This is a genomic window from Niastella yeongjuensis, from assembly GCF_900110245.1.
In the GTDB taxonomy this organism is placed as follows: Bacteria; Bacteroidota; Bacteroidia; order Chitinophagales; family Chitinophagaceae; genus Niastella; species Niastella yeongjuensis.
This window is the reverse complement of sequence record NZ_FOCZ01000011.1, coordinates 20,331-42,388: the sequence shown is the minus strand read 5'-3', so window position 1 is coordinate 42,388 and position 22,058 is coordinate 20,331. Positions and strand designations below refer to the sequence as shown.

Annotated in this window: 17 protein-coding genes; 13 read left to right on the top strand and 4 right to left on the bottom strand. The window is 46.0% G+C overall.

Translation table 11 applies throughout. The features are described from left to right. Positions 1-162: 162 nt before the first annotated feature. Positions 163-1,413 (bottom strand): BamG family beta-barrel-assembly machinery protein, encoded by a 1,251-nt coding sequence (gene bamG / locus BMX95_RS25185; protein WP_081197665.1) that lies wholly within the window; start codon positions 1,411-1,413, stop codon positions 163-165. Positions 1,414-1,423: 10 nt separating this feature from the next. After that, entirely contained in the window at positions 1,424-2,773 is a 1,350-nt protein-coding gene (locus BMX95_RS25180; protein ID WP_081197666.1) for a DUF4270 family protein, read from the bottom strand. A gap of 815 nt (positions 2,774-3,588) precedes the next feature. Between BMX95_RS25180 and BMX95_RS25175 the strand changes: the two genes are divergently transcribed. From BMX95_RS25175 to BMX95_RS25120, 12 genes are all read left to right on the top strand, one after another. Beyond that, positions 3,589-4,626 carry a Kelch repeat-containing protein gene (locus BMX95_RS25175; protein WP_081197667.1) on the top strand — a complete coding sequence of 346 codons (1,038 nt, stop codon included), beginning with the start codon at positions 3,589-3,591 and terminating at the stop codon, positions 4,624-4,626. Then, entirely contained in the window at positions 4,607-4,963 is a 357-nt protein-coding gene (locus BMX95_RS25170) for a DUF4907 domain-containing protein (RefSeq protein ID WP_165758814.1), read from the top strand. Before BMX95_RS25175 ends, BMX95_RS25170 begins: the two co-directional genes overlap by 20 nt. After that, positions 4,963-6,174, top strand: coding sequence for a sensor histidine kinase (locus BMX95_RS25165; protein WP_081197669.1), 1,212 nt, complete (start codon positions 4,963-4,965; stop codon positions 6,172-6,174). Before BMX95_RS25170 ends, BMX95_RS25165 begins: the two co-directional genes overlap by 1 nt. Next, entirely contained in the window at positions 6,164-6,871 is a 708-nt protein-coding gene (locus BMX95_RS25160) for a LytR/AlgR family response regulator transcription factor (protein ID WP_081197670.1), read from the top strand. Before BMX95_RS25165 ends, BMX95_RS25160 begins: the two co-directional genes overlap by 11 nt. Before the next feature lie 288 nt (positions 6,872-7,159). Beyond that, positions 7,160-7,633 (top strand): Panacea domain-containing protein, encoded by a 474-nt coding sequence (locus BMX95_RS25155; RefSeq protein ID WP_081197678.1) that lies wholly within the window; start codon positions 7,160-7,162, stop codon positions 7,631-7,633. Beyond that, complete coding sequence (locus tag BMX95_RS25150) at positions 7,633-8,028, top strand: hypothetical protein (RefSeq protein ID WP_081197679.1); 396 nt, start codon at positions 7,633-7,635, stop codon at positions 8,026-8,028. Before BMX95_RS25155 ends, BMX95_RS25150 begins: the two co-directional genes overlap by 1 nt. A 264-nt stretch (positions 8,029-8,292) precedes the next feature. Further along, positions 8,293-9,054: a murein L,D-transpeptidase catalytic domain family protein gene (locus BMX95_RS25145; protein WP_081197680.1), complete on the top strand. Its 762-nt coding sequence runs from the start codon at positions 8,293-8,295 to the stop codon at positions 9,052-9,054. 312 nt (positions 9,055-9,366) lie between these two features. After that, positions 9,367-10,341, top strand: a complete 975-nt coding sequence (locus tag BMX95_RS25140; protein ID WP_081197681.1) for a Gfo/Idh/MocA family protein — start codon at positions 9,367-9,369, stop codon at positions 10,339-10,341. Between the two features lie 7 nt (positions 10,342-10,348). After that, positions 10,349-11,761 carry a sugar transferase gene (locus tag BMX95_RS25135; RefSeq protein WP_081197682.1) on the top strand — a complete coding sequence of 471 codons (1,413 nt, stop codon included), beginning with the start codon at positions 10,349-10,351 and terminating at the stop codon, positions 11,759-11,761. Positions 11,762-11,945: 184 nt separating this feature from the next. After that, positions 11,946-13,574 (top strand): M1 family metallopeptidase, encoded by a 1,629-nt coding sequence (locus BMX95_RS25130; RefSeq protein ID WP_081197683.1) that lies wholly within the window; start codon positions 11,946-11,948, stop codon positions 13,572-13,574. Between the two features lie 170 nt (positions 13,575-13,744). After that, on the top strand, positions 13,745-16,663 hold the full coding sequence (locus tag BMX95_RS25125) for a M1 family metallopeptidase (protein ID WP_081197684.1): 2,919 nt from the start codon (positions 13,745-13,747) through the stop codon (positions 16,661-16,663). Between the two features lie 15 nt (positions 16,664-16,678). Further along, positions 16,679-17,605: a GNAT family N-acetyltransferase gene (locus tag BMX95_RS25120; protein WP_081197685.1), complete on the top strand. Its 927-nt coding sequence runs from the start codon at positions 16,679-16,681 to the stop codon at positions 17,603-17,605. 98 nt (positions 17,606-17,703) lie between these two features. Here the strand turns inward: BMX95_RS25120 and BMX95_RS25115 are convergent, their stop codons facing one another. Continuing rightward, a complete protein-coding gene (locus BMX95_RS25115) occupies positions 17,704-18,420 on the bottom strand; it encodes a 2-C-methyl-D-erythritol 4-phosphate cytidylyltransferase (RefSeq protein WP_081197686.1) in 717 nt (238 codons plus the stop codon). 281 nt (positions 18,421-18,701) lie between these two features. Beyond that, positions 18,702-19,076 (bottom strand): STAS domain-containing protein, encoded by a 375-nt coding sequence (locus tag BMX95_RS25110; RefSeq protein WP_081197687.1) that lies wholly within the window; start codon positions 19,074-19,076, stop codon positions 18,702-18,704. A gap of 108 nt (positions 19,077-19,184) precedes the next feature. Here BMX95_RS25110 and BMX95_RS25105 point away from each other — a divergent pair, with 108 nt between their 5' ends. Further along, positions 19,185-21,710 (top strand): ATP-dependent Clp protease ATP-binding subunit, encoded by a 2,526-nt coding sequence (locus tag BMX95_RS25105; RefSeq protein WP_081197688.1) that lies wholly within the window; start codon positions 19,185-19,187, stop codon positions 21,708-21,710. The last annotated feature ends 348 nt before the right edge of the window (positions 21,711-22,058 follow it).

Sequence of the window (22,058 nt, the reverse complement as noted above, 5' to 3'; positions counted from 1 at the left end):
GGCGGAAGGGGGGAGAATACACCCTCGCGATCATATTTCAACTTCATAAACTTTTCAGCAGAAAGAACTAAGAACAAAAAAGGCCCCCGATGTATCGGGAGCCTTTTTTAAATGTATTTAAACTTTAAACTTTCAACTTTCAACTTTCAACTTTCAACTATATTAATCGTACTTACGTCCTTTACTATACAACACCTCTCTATAAGAAAGCGCCAGCGTAAACTGGAAATAAGTTTCTTTTACTAAGTTATTCGCCATCGTACCTCTGGTACCACCTTCAGCGGCGAGGTGAAAGGCGAGGCCACGGCTTACATAACCACCATAACCAAGGGTAGCACCCATTTCTTTTATCTGCTGGCCTTTAACCTGCAGGTATGATTGGCCGGTAAACAAACCAGCCTGGAAATAACTTTTCTCGGCAACTAAACCATACCGTTGAACCTGGTTGCTGAACTGCACACCGGCAGAGTAGCGGTCGCGGTCAACCATGGTCCAGGTAGTACCGCCGGGGTTCATGCCGTTCCAGTTGGCGCGGCTATAGTCAACGGTAAAAGTGGTACGGCCTTTATTTACGAGGGCAATGCCCGCATCGTATTGCCAGGGTAAGGTGAACTTGTCGTCACCGAGGTCTTTGTTCGATTCAACCACGCTGGTGCCTTCCTGTACGGTCAATGTTTTGCTTACGTCCAGGTCGGTTTTGGTGGTTACTTTTCCACCCACAGAGAATTTCCAGTTCTTGCTGATGCGGTTGCCATAGATGGCGCCGCCTTCAAACCGGAAACCGCTGTAGTAATTGGTTATCTGTGAAATAATAGGTGTGGAAAGGGTAACGCCCTGCAGGGTTTCTATCTGGTTAATAGAACCGAAGATGAAATTGGAACGGAGGCCCAGTGCCAGGTGTTTGCCAACGGCAAAGGCATTGTTCCAGAAAATATTGTGTAAACCGCCGTTGCCATCATACAAACCCGTGTAGGTAGCGTTGCTGCCTTCTATGCTTTTTTGTGCGGTGTAGGAATAGTTCACCAGCGTATAAGGTTTGAAACCGATGCTGCTGGCCCAGTGTTTGTTTATTTTGGCGGAAACGGAAATGCGTTTAATAACGAGGTCTTTGGCTTTGTTGTTATCGGTGGTGATGGCATCGCCTTTGAAGGTAACGGTTTTGCCAATCAGGGCGAGATCAACCTGGGCCAGACTTCTTTCCAGGCCAATCAGCGAGGCCGGGTTTTTATTGATCAGAAAACCCGGGGTGGCCAACAGGGCTGTGGAGGTGTAGCCCATACCGCTGCTGCGATCCGGGTCCTGGTCCTGAATTTCACCAATGCCGTATGCAGAATAAGGCGAGCTCAGGTTCTGTGCACGTAAGGTGCCCATACACGCCACAAAAACCCCGGTCAGTATAAATATCTTTCTCATTATATAGTGGTTAGTCAATTGTCAGAATGTTTAAGACCAGTTTGGTTTCGTATTGCGTGTTTTGCCGGCTGCCCATTACTCCGCGGGTGATCTCCTTGGCTGTTTGTGCATCGTCCTGTATAATGAACAGTCCCATATCCTGACTGCCCGACGTGTTCAGTAATGAGTTGATGTAACTGGTTACGTTGAACGTATAAGACGTATTGGCTCCGTACATGAAATCGATGAAAGGGGACACGTATTGAATGCCTTGGCCGGTTGAATCGAGCAGGGCACTGCCGGGGGTATTGGAGGCATCGGTTATTTTCAACTGCAGCGGATTGGGCAGGCTGTTGGTAAAATAATCGTAGGTGCCTTTTACTGGTTTTAAGATCAGCCGGGCATCCATCAGTCGTACCACATCGTCTATTTTAAGAACGTCGCGCAGGGATGGGAATCTGGCTTTCAGATAAACGCCGGTGCCGGCCTGGGTAATAGCGAACGGATTGGCGTTGCTGGCAAAGAACTCGTGCTGGCCCCGCGTAGTAGGTTCCAGGGTAGTACCGGTACGATCGGTGAGTATGCGGTTATACTGGTAGCTGGTACGGGTTATGATGAAATCGAGGAACTTATCGATTTTGGAAGGAATGGTTTGGTGAAAGTACAGTCTTATGCGAACACTGCTATCGGCCAGGTTGAAGCCATATACTGCGCCGGGGGTGTTGGTGGCCGGAGCAATGGTTACGCCTTTAAAATAATCCAGGAAGTTGGTTTCATTGGCGAACTGGGTGGCTTTGGTGCGGATCTTATCGTACCAGTCCTGCCCGGTGGCTTGCGGCAGTCTTATTTTTACCGAATCGCGGGGGGTAGGGCGAATAGCCTGGCCGTAGGAGCCGATTGGCTGTTTGGGCAGGATATTCACTTTTGAATTATTATAAAAAAAGGTAAGGAAAGTATAGTCGGGCTGTTGGCTCAGCTCATTTACGTTGATGGCAAAAGGTTTGGTGGTATCGCCATAATAGTAACCGCTGGGGCGCATATACAACACCAGGGAATCGAATACGGCGCTTTTAGGCATCAGGGTGGCCACATCTTCGCTGAGGGTGGGCGGGCCTACCTGAAAAACGGTACTGGCGACTGTTTTGCCGGTATAGTTGTCGAAGAAATTACCTATCAGGGCAAATTCATTGTTGTTGGTGGTAAAGGAGTCCAGTACATAGCTGGATAATTGCACGGCAACCGTATCTACTGTAATAATGCGGGTATGGCTTTCAGCCAGTTCGGTACCCACCTGTACATCTTTTTTATAACACGATGACAACAGGCTGGTGAACAGTAAGCAGTAAGTCAGAATGAAAGGTACCCTTTTGTGTATACGCATATTATGGTTAGTGAGTGAATTTTTAAGCTAAAATCAAGGTTTTAGGTTCAATGTATACCGCATAGCGAGGCATTTCCCCGACGGGTCGGGGTAGCGCGGTGTAAAGTAATGGAATATAAGGTTTATAGTTTCTGTGTTGGGCAATATTTGTTATCATTTTAACACCTCTTTGTGTTCATTTAAACCGCCTTCGCTATAGCTTCGGCCCTCCTTCTCCGCCCTTCGCCCGCCGAAGCCTTGGCGTAGGCGGGGAGTTCTTTGCAATTTATCAGCAGACGACTTCGAAATTTTGTTATTATATATTATTGCCACCGAATAATCGGCGAAGCTATTATTTTTGCCGGTGGAAACTAAATTTCAAATGTGCAACCGAAATTGTGCAAATTTGCAAATTTATAATAAGCACCTGAAAGATTGCAAATGTGAGCATAGGAAAATGAAGCGGGTGGTGAAAATTGTTAATACTTGGTTAATCTTGTGGTTTACAGCAGTTAACGTGTTGGTTGTTTCTGTAAGCTTGCAGCTTTTTACCAGATAAGATTGTTTTAAGTAAGCTTTATGACTTAAAGGAAACTCTCACCCCCTCTATTGGAGGGCGACGGGGGAAGGCTATAAAGATTATTATTATATATTGGTCGACTAGATAACCTTATTGATCTATTTTATAAAGTTGTTTGGAATACACAGAAATATTTTTACCTGCCGAATTATTAAATTAAAAAACTGACGCATGTGAAAATGCCGGCCGTGATCGGGCAAATCGGCTTACCCGCATCACTGGCGATGTTTTAAAAAAAAACAGAAAAAAACTCAAAATGAAGAATGTTCTAGTTTACTCCCTGGCCCTTGTGATTGCTACAGCACCACTGCTCATTAACACTGCTTGTAATAAGAGTTCCAGCAGTTCAAGCGACTTAGTGGGTAACTGGGCAATCAGTGATTTTTTTGATGGTCCTGCCCGTAGTGAAGCCGTTTCATTTCAAATTGGCGATACGGTGTTTGTTGGTACTGGTTTGTCAGATATTAAACGTTTTGCTGATTTCTGGAAATATTCCCTGGATAAAAAATACTGGACACAGATCAAAGATTTCGGTGGTGGCCTGCGCAGCTCAGGTGTAGCCTTTGCCCTGGGTAACAAAGGTTATGTAGGAACCGGATACAATGACAGTGTTAACTATAAAAAAGATATGTGGGAATACAGCGTTGACAGCAATGGCTGGGCCAAAAAGAACGATTTCGGTGGTACTGCCCGCGTTGATGCCGTAGCATTTGTAGATGCCAATGGCAAAGCTTACATCGCTACCGGTTACGACGACAACTACCTGAAAGATGTTTGGCAATACAACCAGGCTGCTGACAGCTGGACTCAAAAAGCCGGTATCGCCGGTTCAAAAAGAAGAGAAGCTGCTACTTTCACTATAAATGGTAAAGTATATCTCATCAGTGGTAACAACAACGGTTCTGCCCTGAACGATATGCAGGTGTACGATCCCAATGCCGATAGCTGGACTCCCATGAGAAAGCTCACCAACACCAGCGATGACAGCTATGATGATAGTTACACTTCTATCATCCGTTACAATGCCGCTGCATTCGTGATCAATGGTAAAGGTTACCTGGCTACCGGTGAAAACGGAAGCCTGAACGCTCACACCTGGGAGTATGACGCAGCTGCTGACCAATGGACTGAAAAAACAGCCTTCAGCGGTACTGCCCGTACCGGTGCACTCGGTATTTCTTTGGGTAATGGCGCACATGGTTATGTACTGGCCGGCCGCAGCGGTACACAGCCTTTCGATAACATGTATGAGTTGCAGCCAGACATTGCAGATAATGACCAGGACAATCTCTAAACAACATATGTTGGTACTGCTGGCAGCGATCCTTATTGCTGCCGGCAGTTCTTTTTATTTTCTGGTTGTACAAAAGCCAGCCACCCCCGCTAATAATTTACACTACTCCACTTTTAAAACTGAACATGGCTGGGGGTACGATATTTTGGTCAATGACAGAATAGTCATTCACCAGCCCATGCTGCCAGGCAAAGCGGGCTTCAATGGATTTACCACCGAACAGGAAGCCGGTACCTACGCGCAAAATGTTATAGAAAGTATAAAATCAGGTACACATCCCTTCTTTGGGCAAAAGCAGACGCAACGGTCCGGCGTCTCAAGTGCTCAATCGAAGTAATGACCAAGGACAAGATCCGGGGTGCCCTTGCAGCTGTGCTGGGGTTTAAACCGGTTAAAACAATTAAACACAAACTGCTGGTAATAAGCGTGCATGCGCTGCTCTGGGGCCTGTTTCTCATACTGCCCCTGTTCATATACCGCATCCGCATCCCCGATGCCAGCTTTTACTACCGCGAGGTCATTAACAAATCCTTCCTCATTGGTCTTTTCTATTTCAACTTTTATTTCCTGTTGCCGCGTTTATTCCAAAATCGGAAATTATTCAGTTACTTTTTAAGCATCCTGGGAGCCCTGGCATTTATCTGCATACAACAATTCGTGCTGGAAGTATATGTGTTGAAAACGCACGCCAGGCGGTTCCCACCCTTTTATCGTATGTATTCGCGGCCGTTTATAGCAAAGGCCATTAACGTAGAGGGACCTATCCATGTAAATTTTCCCGGTATTGGGGATGAACCGCCGCCGCCACCCCCATTCATGCACCAGCGCTATCCGCGCATGTTGTACATGATCACGCTCAAAGACGCCCTGGGTTCGGGCATTGTGATCCTGCTGTTAAGCGGGTTTATAAAACTGGCGCATTCCTTATTCATCAGCGAGAAACAGAAAAAGCTGCTGGAGAACGAACGCCTGAATGCCGAACTGAACTTTTTAAAACTGCAGATAAACCCTCATTTCCTGTTCAATACCCTCAACAGCATTTATTCGCAGGCGCATTTTAAATCGGAACAAACAGAACACAGCATCCTGAAGTTCTCGCACATTATGCGCTATGTGTTGTACGATTCCAACGCCGATAAAATACCGCTGTCGCAAGACCTGGAATACATCAGCAATTACATAGACCTTCAGCAACTGCGCCTGTCGAAGAACATCACCGTTCACTATGCGGTTACCGGGGCCGTAGCGGGCCTGTCTATTGCGCCGCTGCTGCTGATCACCTTTATAGAGAATGCCTTTAAACACGGAATCAGTTATACCGCACCATCGGAAATAAAAATAGCTATTGCCGCAACAGGCAAATCGCTATTGCTAACAGTGGAAAACGCCATTACCCAGTTAAACAGGACCACCACCGGCGGGGTAGGGCTGATCAATGCCCGCAGAAGGCTGGCCGTATTATATCCCGACCGTCACCTGCTGCAGGTGGTGGAGAACGATCATCTGTATATTGTTAATCTGAAAATCGAATTGGACCATGAGAATTAATTGCCTTATTATCGACGATGAACCCTGGGCGCTCGACCTGTTAGAAGACTTTATTCAAAAGGTCCCGTATTTGAACCTGGTAGCCCGTTGTGAAGGGCCGGTGGAAGCCTTTCCGTATTTTGAAAAAGAGGAAATAGACCTGGTTCTCCTCGACATTCGCATGCCCGACCTCAGCGGTACCCAGTTCCTGAAAACGCTGAATAAAAAACCGGCCGTGATCTTTGTTACCGCGCACAATGAATTTGCCGTGGAAGGGTTTGAACTGGATGCCATCGATTACCTGTTAAAGCCTGTCCCTTTCGACCGGTTTATGCTGGCCGTGAATAAAGCGTATGAGTATATCAGCTATCGAAAAACGAAGTCGTTGCTGAAGAAAGACGACTTCCTGTTTATAAAAACCTCGCACAAGATCCAGAAGATCTTCTACAGCGATATCCTGTACCTGGAAGGCCTGAAAGACTACACCAAAATTCACCTGGTAGACAGCAAGAAACCATTTGTAACGTTGCAAAGCCTCAAGTACTTCGAGAACCGCTTGCCGCACGAAGAGTTTATCCGCATTCACCGCTCGTATATAATTTCCTTACGAAAAGTAGATACGGTTTCCCGTAAGGCAGTGCTGTTGGGGGAAACGGAATTGCCTTGCAGTGAGCATTATCGGAATGTGTTGTATTCGATTATAGGAGAGAAGCTGTAAGGGCAGAGGGCAGAAGGCAGAGAGAAATACAAAAGGCAGTAGGCAGTAGGGTTAAAGGCAATGCTTGTGTTAAGGGATCCCCTCCTGGGAGGGGTAGGGGTGGGTTTAGCCTTCGGAGTGCGAAGCAAACGTGTATTAAATCTCTGCCCTCTGCTTCGCCCGCCGAAGCCTTGGCGAAGGAGGGCCCTTTGCCTTCTGTCCTTCCCCACGAACATATAGAAAACTAAGGATATTAGTAATTAAAAAGAAATTGCTTATATTTGGAAAATCAAAAAACCTGATATAACCATGTCTTATCCCGCATCACTAATAGCATATGCCTTTGTAAAAAAGGGCATCGATGAAGGGAAGTTCGTAACTCAAATGAAGTTGCAAAAGCTGGTCTATTTTGCGCAGGGGGCCCATCTTGCCAAACATGGTACACCGCTTATCAATGAAACTTTTCAGGCCTGGCTATATGGCCCCGTTATCCCCGAAATATACCAGGATTTCAAATTCTACGGAAGCAGCCCCATCACTAATACCAATTCTTATCATCCTACCGGTGTCAATAATGTGCCCTATATCCTCGATGCCGATGCCCTCGATATCATCAATTATACCTGGGAAGTCTTAAAAGATATTTCGGCCATGTCGCTGAGCTATTGGACGCACCAGCCCGATGGCCCCTGGTCGAAGGTTTATATCCCCGATGTAAGAGATACCCCTATCAGCAACAACGATATTAAAAACTACTTCGCCAAACTGCTAATCAGGGCCTAATGGAAACACCGCTTAAGCCAGACCTTGCCCCCGTGGGTGAGGCGAAAGACCTTTTGTATCCTAAGTTGAAAGAGCCGGGCTATCTCAGTGTGAACATCAAGGACACCAATGTGAAAGAGGTGGAAGAGCTCGACCTGAAACAAGCCTACTCAAAAGCGCAGTTAAAAAGACTGCTCGATGACAACAAAGCACGTAAAGTGTTTAGTGTCATTATTTTCGCCATCACCATATTGTGGATGTTCCTGGTGCTGATCATTGTGGTGCAGTGCAGCCGCAAAGTGTTTCACCTGAGCGATGGCGTTTTAATAGCCCTTATTACCACCACCACCGCCAATGTATTTGGCTTCTTCTATGTTGTGGTGAATTACCTGTTTAATAAGGATAAGTCGACTTAAGGGCAGAGGGCCCTCCTTCGCCAAGGCTTCGGCGGGCGAAGCAGAAGGCAGAGAGAGATACACTTCTGCGCGGCAAACCCACCCCAACCCCTCCCAGGAGGGGATTAAATCGGAACCCGGCAACCGGAACCCGGTAACTGACTAAAAAGTTATTCACATTCTTAAGGTAAGGCGGCTGTTTAAAAGTTAAAAACAGTTTATGTCTATTCCCGGACTGGTTATTGTTAGTTTAAAGGGCTATTTTTAATAGATTCTGTTCGGCCCATGCAAAAACCATTAATCGAAATACCGGGAAAACGGCTATGCCTGTTCCTCTTAATAGGCGTGTTTGCGCTACAATCGGCTTTCAACCCTGCTTATGCGGGTAAAAGTGCGGGCGATGGTCCGTATTCAGATACTTCGGCCTCAGCCAGTGCTTCGCATATTTTTTCCATCACCAATAAATTGAATGTGTACGACAGCCTGCACCTGAAGGCAATGGGCTTGTCGAAAAAGGTTTTTACCATGGCCCTGAAAGGCATGGCCAAACTGGTGAAAACCCGGCACATCAAAGACAACCTGCTGGCTATTGTAGATTTCAGTCAGCCCAGCATTAATAAAAGACTGTATGTGATTGACCTGAACACGTATCAATTGTTATACAATACGTATGTGGCCCATGGCATGAAGACGGGCAAGGAAAAGGCCATTTCGTTCAGCAATAAAATGTCATCGAACAAAAGCAGCCTGGGTTTTTATGTAACCGGCATGGCTTACAATGGCAGCAATGGCTATTCCCTGAAACTGCTGGGTATGGAAAAAGGCATCAATGATTACGCCATGAAGCGGGGCATTGTGATCCATGGGGCCGATTATGTAAGCGAAGACCTCATCACTAGCCAGGGTTATATTGGCCGCAGCTGGGGTTGTCCGGCCGTAGCGCCCGAGGTTTCCCAACCATTGATAGACCTCCTCAAAGAAGGCTCCTGCCTGTTTATATACGCTTCCAATACAACATATCAGAGTAAATCATCTTTCGTTAAGTAAGTAAATCAGTCGTAAACGAAACTGTATTTATCCCCTCCTCGGAGGGGTAGGGTGGGTCGAAGGCCGCGACCCTCCTTCGCCAGGGCTTCGGCGGGCGAAGTAAACAGAAAACTGTAAATCCTGAACTCCAAACTCAATAACCTACGAACCCAATAACCGCAACTTAGAACAAACCCACCCCTGCCCCTCCCAGGAGGGGACCCATGATACAAGCATTTCAGATAACTTATTAACAAACAACGCAATTACTGGTAGTAAAAAAGCGTTTTGGTAAAGGGCGCATCCTGTTATCTTTGCGCCTTAATTGAATATATGTTAAAGATCGGTGTATTCGGCGTAGGACATCTTGGCAAGTTTCATCTTAATAACTGGAAGGAAATCAAAGAAGTAGAAGTAGTAGGATTTTATGATCCAAATGATGACGCTGCCCAGGATGTAACAGAAAAGTACCAGCTTCCCCGCTTTTTAGATGTAGAACGGCTGATAGATGCCGTCGATGTTATTGATGTAATTGCGCCCACTCCCCAGCACTTTAACCTGGCCAAGCTGGCTATTAGAAAAGGAAAACATGTGTTTCTGGAAAAACCCATGGCCAATACCATGCAGGAAGCCCAGGAACTGGTGAACCTGGTACAGGAGTCGCGGATAAAACTGCAGGTAGGACATGTGGAGCGGTTTAACCCGGCTTTTTTAGCAGTAAAACAAATGGACCTGAACCCCATGTTCATCGAGGTGCATCGCCTGGCGCAGTTCAATGTACGTGGTACTGAAGTGAGTGTGATCCTTGATTTAATGATTCACGATATAGACATTATCCTGAGCCTGGTGAAGAGTGAAGTAAAACAGATCTCTGCCAGTGGGGTAGCCGTAATGACCGACACCCCGGATATTGCGAATGTGCGCATCGAGTTCAACAATGGTTGTGTGGCGAATCTGACTTCGAGCAGGATCTCAATGAAGAAGATGCGGAAAATGCGGGTATTCCAGAAAGATGCTTACATTGGTATCGACTTTCTGAATAAAAAAACCGAGATCATTAAGCTCAAGTCTCCTCAGGACGTGGACGCCTTTTCCTTCGATCTGGATACCCAGTATGGCAAAAAGACCATAGCCGTGGTAAATCCACAGGTTCCCGAAGTAAATGCGATCAAAAGAGAACTGGAATCATTTCGCGATGCCATCTTAAACAACACCCCAACCGCGGTTTCCGAAGTGGATGGTTACCGGGCCATGGATGTAGCGCACCAGATTTTACAAAAGATCAAAAACAATAATATCACAGTGTAATCCTCTGATGCATTCGGAAAAACGTATCCATAGTACCTGGTACCTGCTTGGTGACTACTTAGCAGCCATAATGGCGTGGATCGTTCTGTACTTTACCCGGCGGTATCTGTTGCACGAAAGTCTTTTTGTAGAACATGAGGTATACCTTAACAACCGGTTTTGGTATGGCATCACCTTTGTTCCCCCCACCTGGATCTTTTTGTATGCGCTGGTAGGCGCGTACCAATCCATGTACAACAAGTCGAGGTTGAACGAATTCATGATCACCCTGCTGTGTTGTATTATTGGTTGTACCATCATTTTCTTTAGCATCGTTATCAACGACCCGCAAAAAGATTACACCTATTTCTACAAAGCACTGCTGGCCTACGTTTGTGCGCATTGGTGCCTTACCTGGATAATAAGAGTGGTTTGGTTGAACCTGGTCCGCAGCCAGCTGCTGCAGGGCCATATGCGTTTCAATACCCTGCTGGTTGGCGGTAATCATGTGGCCGAGAAAATATATTTCGAAACCCGTGAGGGCCTGCGGATCGCAGGCTATCATTATACCGGTTTTGTAAGTGCCGGTGAACCCAATGGCATCAGCAAACATATTCCCTGGCATGGGTGGTTAAACGATATGGAGAAAGTGATCGATGAACGGGATATAAAACTGGTGGTAGTGGCCCTGGATAAAGAAGAAAAAGTGCAGGTAGAACGCGTGGTGAACCGGCTGAGCGAACTGGATGTGGAAGTAAAGATCGTACCCGATGTGCTTGATATTTTGTCGGGATCGGTAAAAACCAGCAACCTGTTTGGCGCCGTGCTTACCGATATAAGATCAGGTTTAATGCCCCAGTGGCAGCTGAATATAAAACGGGTGATAGATGTGACGGTAGCCTTACTGAGTATTGTGTTGCTATTACCATTGATCCTGTATGTGATCATCAGGGTAAAATTTTGTTCACCGGGACCAGTGCTGTATTCGCAGGAGCGGATAGGTTACAAGGGCCGGCCTTTTCGTATTTACAAGTTCCGCTCTATGTACCACCAGGCCGAAAAGAATGGCCCGCAATTGTCATCCACCAGCGACCCGCGGGTAACACCCTGGGGGCGCGTGATGCGCAAATGGCGGTTAGATGAACTACCCCAGCTTTGGAATATTTTAAAAGGCGAAATGAGCCTGGTAGGCCCCCGTCCCGAGCGGGCGTATTATATCAATAAGATCCACCAGCAGGTCCCCTATTACTCCTATCTGTTAAAAGTAAAACCCGGTTTAACTTCCTGGGGCATGGTGCAATTTGGCTATGCCGAAAATGTTGAGGAAATGATAAAACGGATGAAATACGACCTGATCTATATAGAAAATGTTTCCCTGGCGCTTGATTTTAAGATCATGGTTTATACCTTACGCATTATTTTCATGGGAGAAGGAAGATAGGTGAAAGGCTAAAGGTGAAAGGCTAAAGGTGAAAGGCTAAAGCAAAGGCAGCCATAAGCCCAATGTAACAATCCCCTCCTGGGAGGGGTAGGGGTGGGTTGAAATAAGCTGCAAGCAAATACACCTCAGCGCGGCAACTAAAAGCCGAAGGACGCTAAATGCAAAACATAATTTTTTATTTAAGATGAATTTAAAACTTTGGATCACCCCCTTTAGGGGGCTGGGGGTTGGATTGTTGATGATTGCAGGACTGCCTACAATTGGATTTGCTCAAACAGACTATTTTCAACAGGAAGTACATTATAACATTCAGGCAGCCCTAAACGAAAAAAAGCATAGTGTAACAGGTAATCTGTCGGTAGCGTACATCAATCATTCGCCCGATACACTTAGTTTTATCTGGTTCCATTTGTGGCCCAATGCCTATAAAAATAAAAATACCGCACTGGCCAAACAACTCGTGGTGTTGAAGGAAAACGAAAAGCAGGCCAATCCCCTGAAAAAAGACCCGCATGAAGATGTACATGAAAGCGGGTATATCGATGGACTTAAGTTTGAGGTAGACAAACAAGTGGCGGCCACGGCCAGCGATTCTGAAAATATCGACATCATAAAGGTATTGTTACCACAACCCCTGTTGCCCGGCAAACAGGTAACCATTACCACTCCATTCAATGTAAAACTGCCCGATTATTATTCAAGGTCTGGTTACAGCGGACAGCAATATTTTGTTTGCCAGTGGTATCCCAAACCAGCGGTATATGACAACAAAGGCTGGCATCCCATCCCTTACCTCGATCAGGGAGAGTTTTACAGCGAATATGGCAGTTTTAAAGTGGACATCACCGTGCCTGCCGAATATGTAATTGGTGCCACCGGTTCCTTGCAAACAAAAGACGAACTGAACAAATACAAACAAATAGGTATTGAAAATAACAAGGGCGCAAAAGTGGTATCGTATAAAACCACTACGCCCGGTAAATTAAAAACCCTGCAATACACCGGCGATCATATCCTTGATTTTGCCTGGTTTGCCGCTAAGGATTTTGTGGTGCGTTACGATACGCTGCAACTGACACCCAACGATACCATCGATGTGTTTTCTTATGGCCAGCCCAATGGCAACAAAACCTGGAAGAACAGCACCAGTTATATAAAAGATGCCGTGCGTCATTACTCCAACTGGATTGGCCAGTACCCGTACCCCGTGGTGCAGGCTGTTGAAGGACCGAAGAACCAGTCATCGGGTGGGATGGAGTATCCTATGATCACGTTAATTACCAGTCCGAACGCAAAAGAAGAAGAAATGGATGGTGTGATCACACATGAAGTAGGGCACAATTGGTTTATGGGAATTTTGGGTACCAACGAACGCCAGTATGCCTGGATGGACGAAGGCATCAACACCTATTACCAGTTCAGGTATGAAGCAGAGAAATACCGCAGCAACAGCGTTCTTTCTTCCTTCATTCCAAAAGATATAAAAGAGCTGCCCGTAGATGAGTTTCAGGGAAGGATCTATGAAGTGTTGAATTCGATCCCTACAAAACAAGCGATCAATACGCCATCAGCCGCCTTTACGAACAACGAAGACTATGGCATTGTTGAATATGTAAAAACGGCGGTGTTTATGTATACGCTGGAAGCGGCGCTTGGACGTGATACACTGGATAAAGCGATGCAGACTTATTTTAAAGACTGGCAGTTCAAACATCCATCTCCCGAAGATTTTAGAAAGGAAATGGAAACGGCTGCCGGTAAAGACCTCGATACCATCTTTAGCCTGTTGAATAAGGAAGGGAAATTGTTTTAGGAGGTGAGTGGTGAGTGGTGAGTAGTGAGTAGTGAGTGGGCTCGCGAGCTTTGAGATTTCTTTATGATTTTGTGTCTCCAAATTCTCTGCCCTCTGCCCTCTGCTTCGCCCGCCGTAGCCTTGGCGAAGGAGGGCCCATTGCCTTTAAGTTGTATTAACCACATACCATTATGAGAAAGCTTTATCTTCTGGGAATTATGCTGGTCATTAAGTTTTCCGCCATTGGGCAGCAAACTTACTGGCAACAGGAAGTACATTATACCATCGATGTATCCCTGAACGATACCGAACATTCCCTGGAAGGTTTTTTAAAGCTGCGGTATGTCAATCATTCACCCGATACGCTGCGTTTTATCTGGTTTCATTTATGGCCCAATACGTTTAAGAATGACAGAACGGCTTTCACCGAGCAAACCCTGCAAAACGGAAAAACGGATTTCTATTTCTCGTCCCGCGAAAAAAGAGGCTATATCAATCGCCTCGATTTCAGGGCAGGCAGTAATATTCTTAAAACAGAAGATCATCCGCAATACATAGACATCATCAAAGTGAACCTGGCGGCGCCTTTATTGCCCGGTCAGGAAACAGAAATAACCACGCCCTTTCATGTACAGTTACCTGCTAATTTTTCCCGCGGTGGCCATACCGGTCACAGCTACCAGGTAACCCAATGGTATCCCAAACCAGCAGTATACGACCGCCTGGGCTGGCATCCCATGCCTTATCTCGATCAGGGTGAGTTTTATGGCGAGTTTGGCAGTTTTGATGTGCGTATTACGGTTCCGGATAAATATGTAGTGGCGGCAACGGGAGAGTTGCAGAATGAAGCGGAGAAGCAGTGGTTGAAAGAAAGGGCAGAGGGCAGCGGGCAGAGGGCAGAGATGAAAACAAAGGCAGTAGGCAGTAGGCAGTCGGCAGTAGGGAAAAAGCCAGTAGGGAAAAAGCCTGCCTATGCTAAGGCTTCGGCGGTAAAAGCAAAGAGCAAAGGGCATCAACCTCTCCCTCCAATAGAGGTGGGCGGCGGGCGAACAAGAGTTCCGCAAACGTTTAAGACTTTACAGTATATACAGGATAACGTACATGATTTTGCGTGGTTTGCTGATTCCAATTTTGTGGTGAAGCAGGATACTATTCAATTGGCATCGGGCAGGGTAGTGCGGGCGATGAGTTTTTACCGGTCGGGCAAAAGCGAAGCCTGGGGTAAAAGTGTGCAGTATATTAAAGATGCGGTGCGGTTCAGATCGAATTTAATAGGGGAGTATCCATATAATGTAGTAAGTGTGGTGGAAGCGAAAATGGGTTTTGATGGCGGTATGGAATATCCCACCATCACCAGCATTTCACCCGGCATGGGTAGCAAAGATCTCGACATGACCATTGAACATGAAGTGGGTCATAACTGGTTTATGGGCATCCTGGGCAGCAACGAACGCGACCATCCCTGGATGGATGAAGGCGTGAACTTTTATTTTGATGATCGCTACAAAGCCATCAAATACCCCGGACCGGATTACCCGAAATGGCTGGCTAAAAGATTGCCCGATGACCCGAACGAACTCGCTGTTGATGGCATTGCCAAAATCAAAAAAGACCAGCCGGTTGAAACGCCTTCCGCCGATTTTACCTTTTTGAATTATTCGGTTGTGGTGTACCTGAAAACGGGGATCCTGGTAAAACATTTGGAGCATGCCATGGGCACGCCAACCTTCGACAGTTGCATGCGGGCCTATTATAAACAATGGCAGTTCAAACACCCTTACCCAAAAGATTTTCAACAAAGCTTTACAGTAGGTGATGGAAAAGCCGTGAACCAGTTTTTTGATACGCTGCAACAAAAGGGGGGTATCAACCCGATGGTCCACGGTAAAAAGCTAAAGCCTGTGGCGTTGTTCTCCTTAAGAAATTACGACAGCGTAAATTATATCAACCTGATGCCGGTGATGGGGTACAATGAGTACGATCATTTTATGATCGGGTTGGCATTCCACAATTACACCTTCCCTTCGCACAACCTGCAGTATTTTCTGGCACCGATGTATGCAACAGGCAGCAAAGAACTGGTGGGACTTGGCCGGATAGGATATACCTGGCGGCCGAATAAAACCTTTGATAAAATTGATCTGTCGGTAAGCGGCGCGCATTTTTCTACGCTCGATGGAACCGATAGCAATGCCAATAAAATAACCGCCGGTTTTTATAAAGTGGCACCGGCCCTGCGATTCACCTTTGCAAAAAAAGACCTGCGCAGCAGTATAGAGAAATGGCTGGAGTGGCGCAGTTTTTTGATCTGGGAGAATGGATTTCAATATGTGCAGAAGAGTGATGATAATGAGTACTACCCAACAAAGGGAAAGACCACGCGGCGTTATTTGAACCAGTTAACTTTCAATGTAGCCGATTACCGCGTGTTGTATCCGTATGATGTGCAATTACAGGTACAACAAGGCGATGGTTTTTACCGGGCATCGGCTACCGGCAATTATTTTTTCAATTATGCCAATAAAGGTGGTTTGCAAATGCGTTTGTTCGCTGCCAAATTCGGTTATATAGGGGAGAAAACGCTTTCGAAACAATTCAGCACGTATATCTATCAACCCAAGTTAACGGCCGTTCGGGGCAATGAAGATTATACGTACAGCAATTATTTTTTGGGCCGGAATGAAAATACCGGGTTGGCCAGTCAGCAGATCATGATGCGGGATGGTGGTTTGAAATTACGCACCGATCTTTTTCAGGGTTTACAGGGCCGGTCAGACAACTGGATCGCGTCCATAAACCTGGCCACCACCTTACCAAAAGGATTGTTGCCCCTGAACCTGCCCGTGAAAATATTTTTCGATGCCGGCACCTATGCCGAAGCCTGGAAAAAAGACGCCGCCACCAGCCGCTTTCTGTATGTAGCGGGGTTACAGGTGACGATGATCAAGGACCTGTTGAACGTGTATGTTCCTTTATTATACAGCAAGGAATTCAAGGACAACCTGAAAACGGTGCCTGAAGAAAATACATTCTGGAAAAAGATCTCTTTCAGTATAGACATTCACCGGTTTAATATTCATAAAGCCACCGAGAATAAGATCCCGTTTTAGTATCTTACCGGCATCATGTTGCAAAGCAACCTACAATACCTGAATCGCAACCAGGTTGACCCTGTTAAATGGGATCAATGCATTCAAAATGCGCCTAACGGCGTTATTTATGCCTTTTCATGGTACCTCGATCACATGGCGCCCGATTGGAGTGCCCTGGTATTGGGCGATTATGAAGTGGTGATGCCCTTGCCGGTGCGGAAAAAATGGGGAATCACCTATGTGTACAGACCCGGTCTTATTGCCGCACTGGGTGTGTTTGGCCAGTCATTAACGGCCAATCTTGTTTCACAGTTTATCCAGGCCATTCCTGCTTCCATAAAATTGATAGATACCTGTTTGAACGCCGGCAATATCTTTTCCCAACCACCTGAGTTTACCCGGCTGCACAATAATTTTATTTTGTCATTGCAGCCAACTTACGAACAGTTGTACAATGCGTATCGCGACAATATAAAACGCAACATAAAACGGGCGCAAAAACTGAATAACCGGTATGCGGCCGATGTGCCCGTAGAAGAAGTGGTGCGTTTGGCACGGTTGCAACCTCATCGAACCAGTCATTTAACCGAGGCGGATTATGACAACTTCACCCGGTTGTATCATTTTCTGTATGCACAAAAAAAGGCCATCGCCTGCGGGGTGTATACAGCTGCCGATGAACTGGTAGCTTCCTGCGTGTATTTCTTTTCTCATAATCGGGCGTACTACATTTTTGTGGGCAACCATCCCAATGGCAGAACGCAGGGCGCCTCACATTTTTTGATCGACCGGTTTATCCATGACTATGCCGGCACCGGTTTGTTACTCGATTTTGAAGGCGGCGATTTCAGTAACCTGGCATTTTTCTACAGCAGTTTCGGTTCGCAACTGGAATTGTATCCGGGGTTGTATGTGAACCGGTTGCCATGGTATGTTAAGTTGATTAGTGGGAAGAAATAGTTTAAAGGGCAGAAGGCAGAGGGCAGAAGGCAGAGAATTTGGAGACGCAAAATCATAAAGAATTCTCAAAGCTCGCGAGCCCACTCACCACTCACCACTCACCATTCACGTTCTTCTAGTATCTTTTCTGCCAGTAAAATATCTAATGGTCTTGTGATCTTTATGTTGGAGGCTTCGCCTTCAATCAACTGAATGGGTATGCCCAGTTTTTCAACTACGCTGGCTTCGTCGGTGAAGGAGGTATCGTAGGGTTGATCGAAGGCTTTTTTGATGAGATCGCTGTAAAATGTTTGCGGGGTTTGAATGATGCGCACCAGTTGGCGATCGAGTAAACGGTTGCCATCGGGTGTTTCAATACGCAGGGTATCGATGGGTTGAATGGCCGGAATGGCATTGCCTTTTTCAAGCGCTGCATCGTAGCAACGATGAATAAGGTTGGTAGTGATCAAACATCTTACGGCATCATGAACAAAAACGATGGATGGTTCGTTTATAAGGGTAAGTCCATTTTTAACGGAATGAAAGCGGGTTTCACCACCCACCGTGATCCTTATACGGGCGGGGTTGCTGGTGGTGGAAACGATGGTTTCTCCGGTATGTAAATGATCTTGTGGCAGAACAAGAATGATCTCCAGCCCGGGCCAGGCTTCCAGGAAAGTATTGAGAGAGTGCCATAGCACCGGTTTACCACGCAATGGCAGAAATTGTTTCGGCATAGCAGTACCCATGCGCAGGCCGGCACCACCGGCAACTATTACGGCGTATTTTTTACCCCCGGCCCCTAAAGGGGTGAAGATCTCGCTATTATTAAACATGTTTAAATTCTCCGTTATCACTATTGTTCTAAGTTCTTTGTAATAAGTTCTTTGTTCTTTGATTGGGCTTCCGCGCTGAGGTGTATTCTTTCTGCCCTCTGCCCTCTGCCCTCTGCCCTCTGCCCTCTGCCCTTTGCCCTCTTCAGAATTTTAACATTTCGAAAAAGGTGTTTTCACGGATGTTTTGCTCCGGGTAAAGGTGACACAAAGTCGGTTCTGTCAGAAGACCGGATTTAGTCGGTATGTTAACCAGTTTTGAACTAAAAACTTACTACTTAAAACTAAATTGAATCGCCGAGTTCGCGTTCAATTTCTTCCATGTGTAAAATGTCCCAGGCTTCGCTTTCAGTGGGTGCTATGTTCAACAATTCAAGAAGTTCGGCATCATCAAGTGCTTTCTCCACCTGCTTTTGCATACAACAGATCACGAACGAAGCATTGTGTTCGTAGTAGTGTTGTTGTATTTTAACCAGGTGCTCACCGGCAGCGTTATCTATGTTTTGAATGTCTTGTAAATTAAGCACCACGTTTTTAACTTCCTGTTTCAGGAAGGGCATTAAACAGGCATCCAAATCTTCTGTCATATTAGCAGATAAAACTGGCTCTTTGATCTGAATGGCATGGAATTTCTCACTGGTATCAAATTTGAACTGCATAGTGACCTTTTAAGTACTTAAAATAGCTGTCAACCGTTAATAAAAGGGAACAACTAAATGTCAAAAATATTCGTTATTATTGTATAACACACAACAAATTACAAACAAATGGACAACAATTTTTCAGCCCAGGTGAAGGAGATCATTTCTTTTAGCAGAGAGGAGGCTTTACGGCTTGGGAACGATTTTATCGGAACTGAACATTTGTTGCTGGGGTTGATCCGTGAAGGAGAGAACACTGCTGTCCGTATATTGAAAAGCTTTAATGTGGATCTGTACGAATTGCGGAAAGAGGTTGAACTGGCAGTAAAAGACAAGACCGGTAAAAACATTGCTAACATAAACAGTTTGCCACTCACCAAGCAGGCCGAAAAGGTGATCCGTGTAACTGTGCTGGAAGCAAAAGCCCTAAAGAGTCCGACAGTTGAAACGGAACATTTAATGCTCTCCATTCTTAAGAATAAGGAAAACATAGCAACTCAAATCTTAAATCAGTTCGACGTGGATTACGATTTATTCAGAAACGAATTAGGCGTTGTTAAAAGCAACGACGTACGCAGTGAATATGCCGACGAGAACGAAGACGATTTTGATGATGAAAAGAAATACTCGCAGCAGAAATCACGCTCTGCCGGAAATACAAAAAGTAAAACACCGGTATTAGACAATTTTGGTCGCGATATTACACGTTTGGCAGAAAGTGGTGCCCTTGACCCTATTGTTGGACGTGAGGAAGAAATTGAAAGAGTATCGCAGATCCTGAGTCGCCGTAAAAAGAACAACCCGATATTGATTGGCGAACCTGGTGTAGGTAAAACCGCCATTGTGGAAGGTTTGGCCCTGCGTATCGTTCAAAGAAAGGTATCGAGAGTATTGTTTGATAAACGGGTGATCTCATTAGACCTGGCAGCCCTCGTTGCCGGTACCAAATACCGCGGTCAGTTTGAAGAAAGGATGAAAGCCATCATGAATGAACTGGAGAAAAACAGAGATGTGATCCTGTTCATCGATGAAATTCATACCATCGTAGGCGCTGGTGGTGCAAGCGGATCACTCGATGCATCGAACATCTTTAAACCAGCCCTCGCTCGCGGCGAACTCCAATGCATTGGCGCTTCTACCCTGGATGAGTACAGAATGTACATCGAAAAAGACGGTGCCCTCGATCGCCGGTTCCAGAAAGTAATGGTAGAACCACCAAGTGTTGATGAGACCATTCAGATCCTGAACAATATCAAATCTAAATACGAAGACTATCACAACGTTACTTACAGTGAAGATGCGATAGATGCCTGCGTAAAATTAAGTGACCGTTACATCACTGACCGTTTATTGCCCGATAAAGCAATCGACGTAATGGATGAAGTAGGTGCCCGTGTTCACTTAAAGAACATCAACGTGCCTAAAGAGATCCTCGATCTGGAGAAAAAGATCGAAGATGTAAAGGTTGAAAAAAATAAAGTAGTAAAGAGCCAGAAGTTTGAAGAAGCGGCTTCTTTACGCGATACTGAAAAACGTTTGCAGGAAGAGCTGGAAAAAGCGAAAGCAAGCTGGGAAGAAGAAAGCAAACACAAACGCTACCCGATAGACGATGAAGCTATTGCTGAAGTGGTAAGCATGATGACCGGTATCCCCGTTAAACGGATGGTACAGGCAGAAAGCGAAAAACTGCGTCGCATGGGCGAAGATATGCGCGGTATGGTAGTTGGGCAGGATGAAGCCATCGAGAAAGTGGTGAAAGCCATCCAACGTAACCGGGTAGGTTTGAAAGATCCTAAAAAGCCGATCGGTACCTTTATCTTCCTCGGACCTACCGGTGTTGGTAAAACCGAGCTGGCCCGTTCACTGGCCCGCTACATGTTCGACTCTGAAGATGCGCTGATCCGCATAGACATGAGTGAATACATGGAGAAATTCACCGTGAGCCGTTTAATCGGTGCGCCTCCAGGATATGTGGGTTATGAAGAAGGCGGTCAGTTAACCGAAAAAGTTCGCCGCAAACCATATTCGGTGATCCTGCTCGATGAAATTGAAAAAGCGCACCCGGATATTTACAACATCCTGTTACAGGTACTGGACGATGGTCAGTTAACCGATGGTTTAGGCCGCCGGGTTGACTTCAAGAACACTACCATCATCATGACCTCGAACATTGGGGTACGCCAGTTGAAAGATTTCGGTGATGGTGTAGGTTTCGCTACCCAGGCCCGTACACAAAGCGCCAATGAAAATAACAAAGCCGTTATTGAAAAAGCGCTGAAACGTACCTTCTCGCCTGAGTTCCTGAACCGTATCGATGATGTGATCATCTTTAACTCGTTGAACAAAGAGCACATCTTCCAGATCATCGACATCCTGATGAAAGGCGTAATGAAACGGTTAGCTAACTTAGGGTTTACCATGGAGTTAACTACCGAAGCCAAAAACTTCATCGCTGAAAAAGGATACGATCAGCAGTTTGGCGCCCGTCCATTACACAGGGCCATCCAGAAATACCTGGAAGATCCGCTTGCAGAAGAGATCCTGAGTCTGCACATTAAACAAGGCGACACCCTGTTGGCTGATCTTGATAAAGAAAACTCTAAGATCAGGTTCACCCTGAAGGAAGCAAAGGAAAAATCTGAAGCTTCTTAAGTATTAACACACAAGGATTAAAATAAAAAGGTGGGTCATCAGCCAGCTGGCTGATGACCCACCTTCTTTTTTAAGTATTTTTCCTACCTGTCAACAACTAATTAGGTAACCTTTCGTTAATAGTTCTGTGTCCCTCGGTTTACAATATTCCCGGGTATAAAGTGGCATTTTCGGCGTGCCGGCCTATTATCCGGAGCATCTCTAAGGTGATGGACTGCTAACCAGGTGACACAGCGTAGTGTGCCAATTAAGTCCCACTACAAATTTTGATGTCGTCCGCCACTGGCGGGCGACATTATTACATCGCCCGCCGAAGCCTTGGCGTAGGCGGGTGTGAGCGGGTGGAGC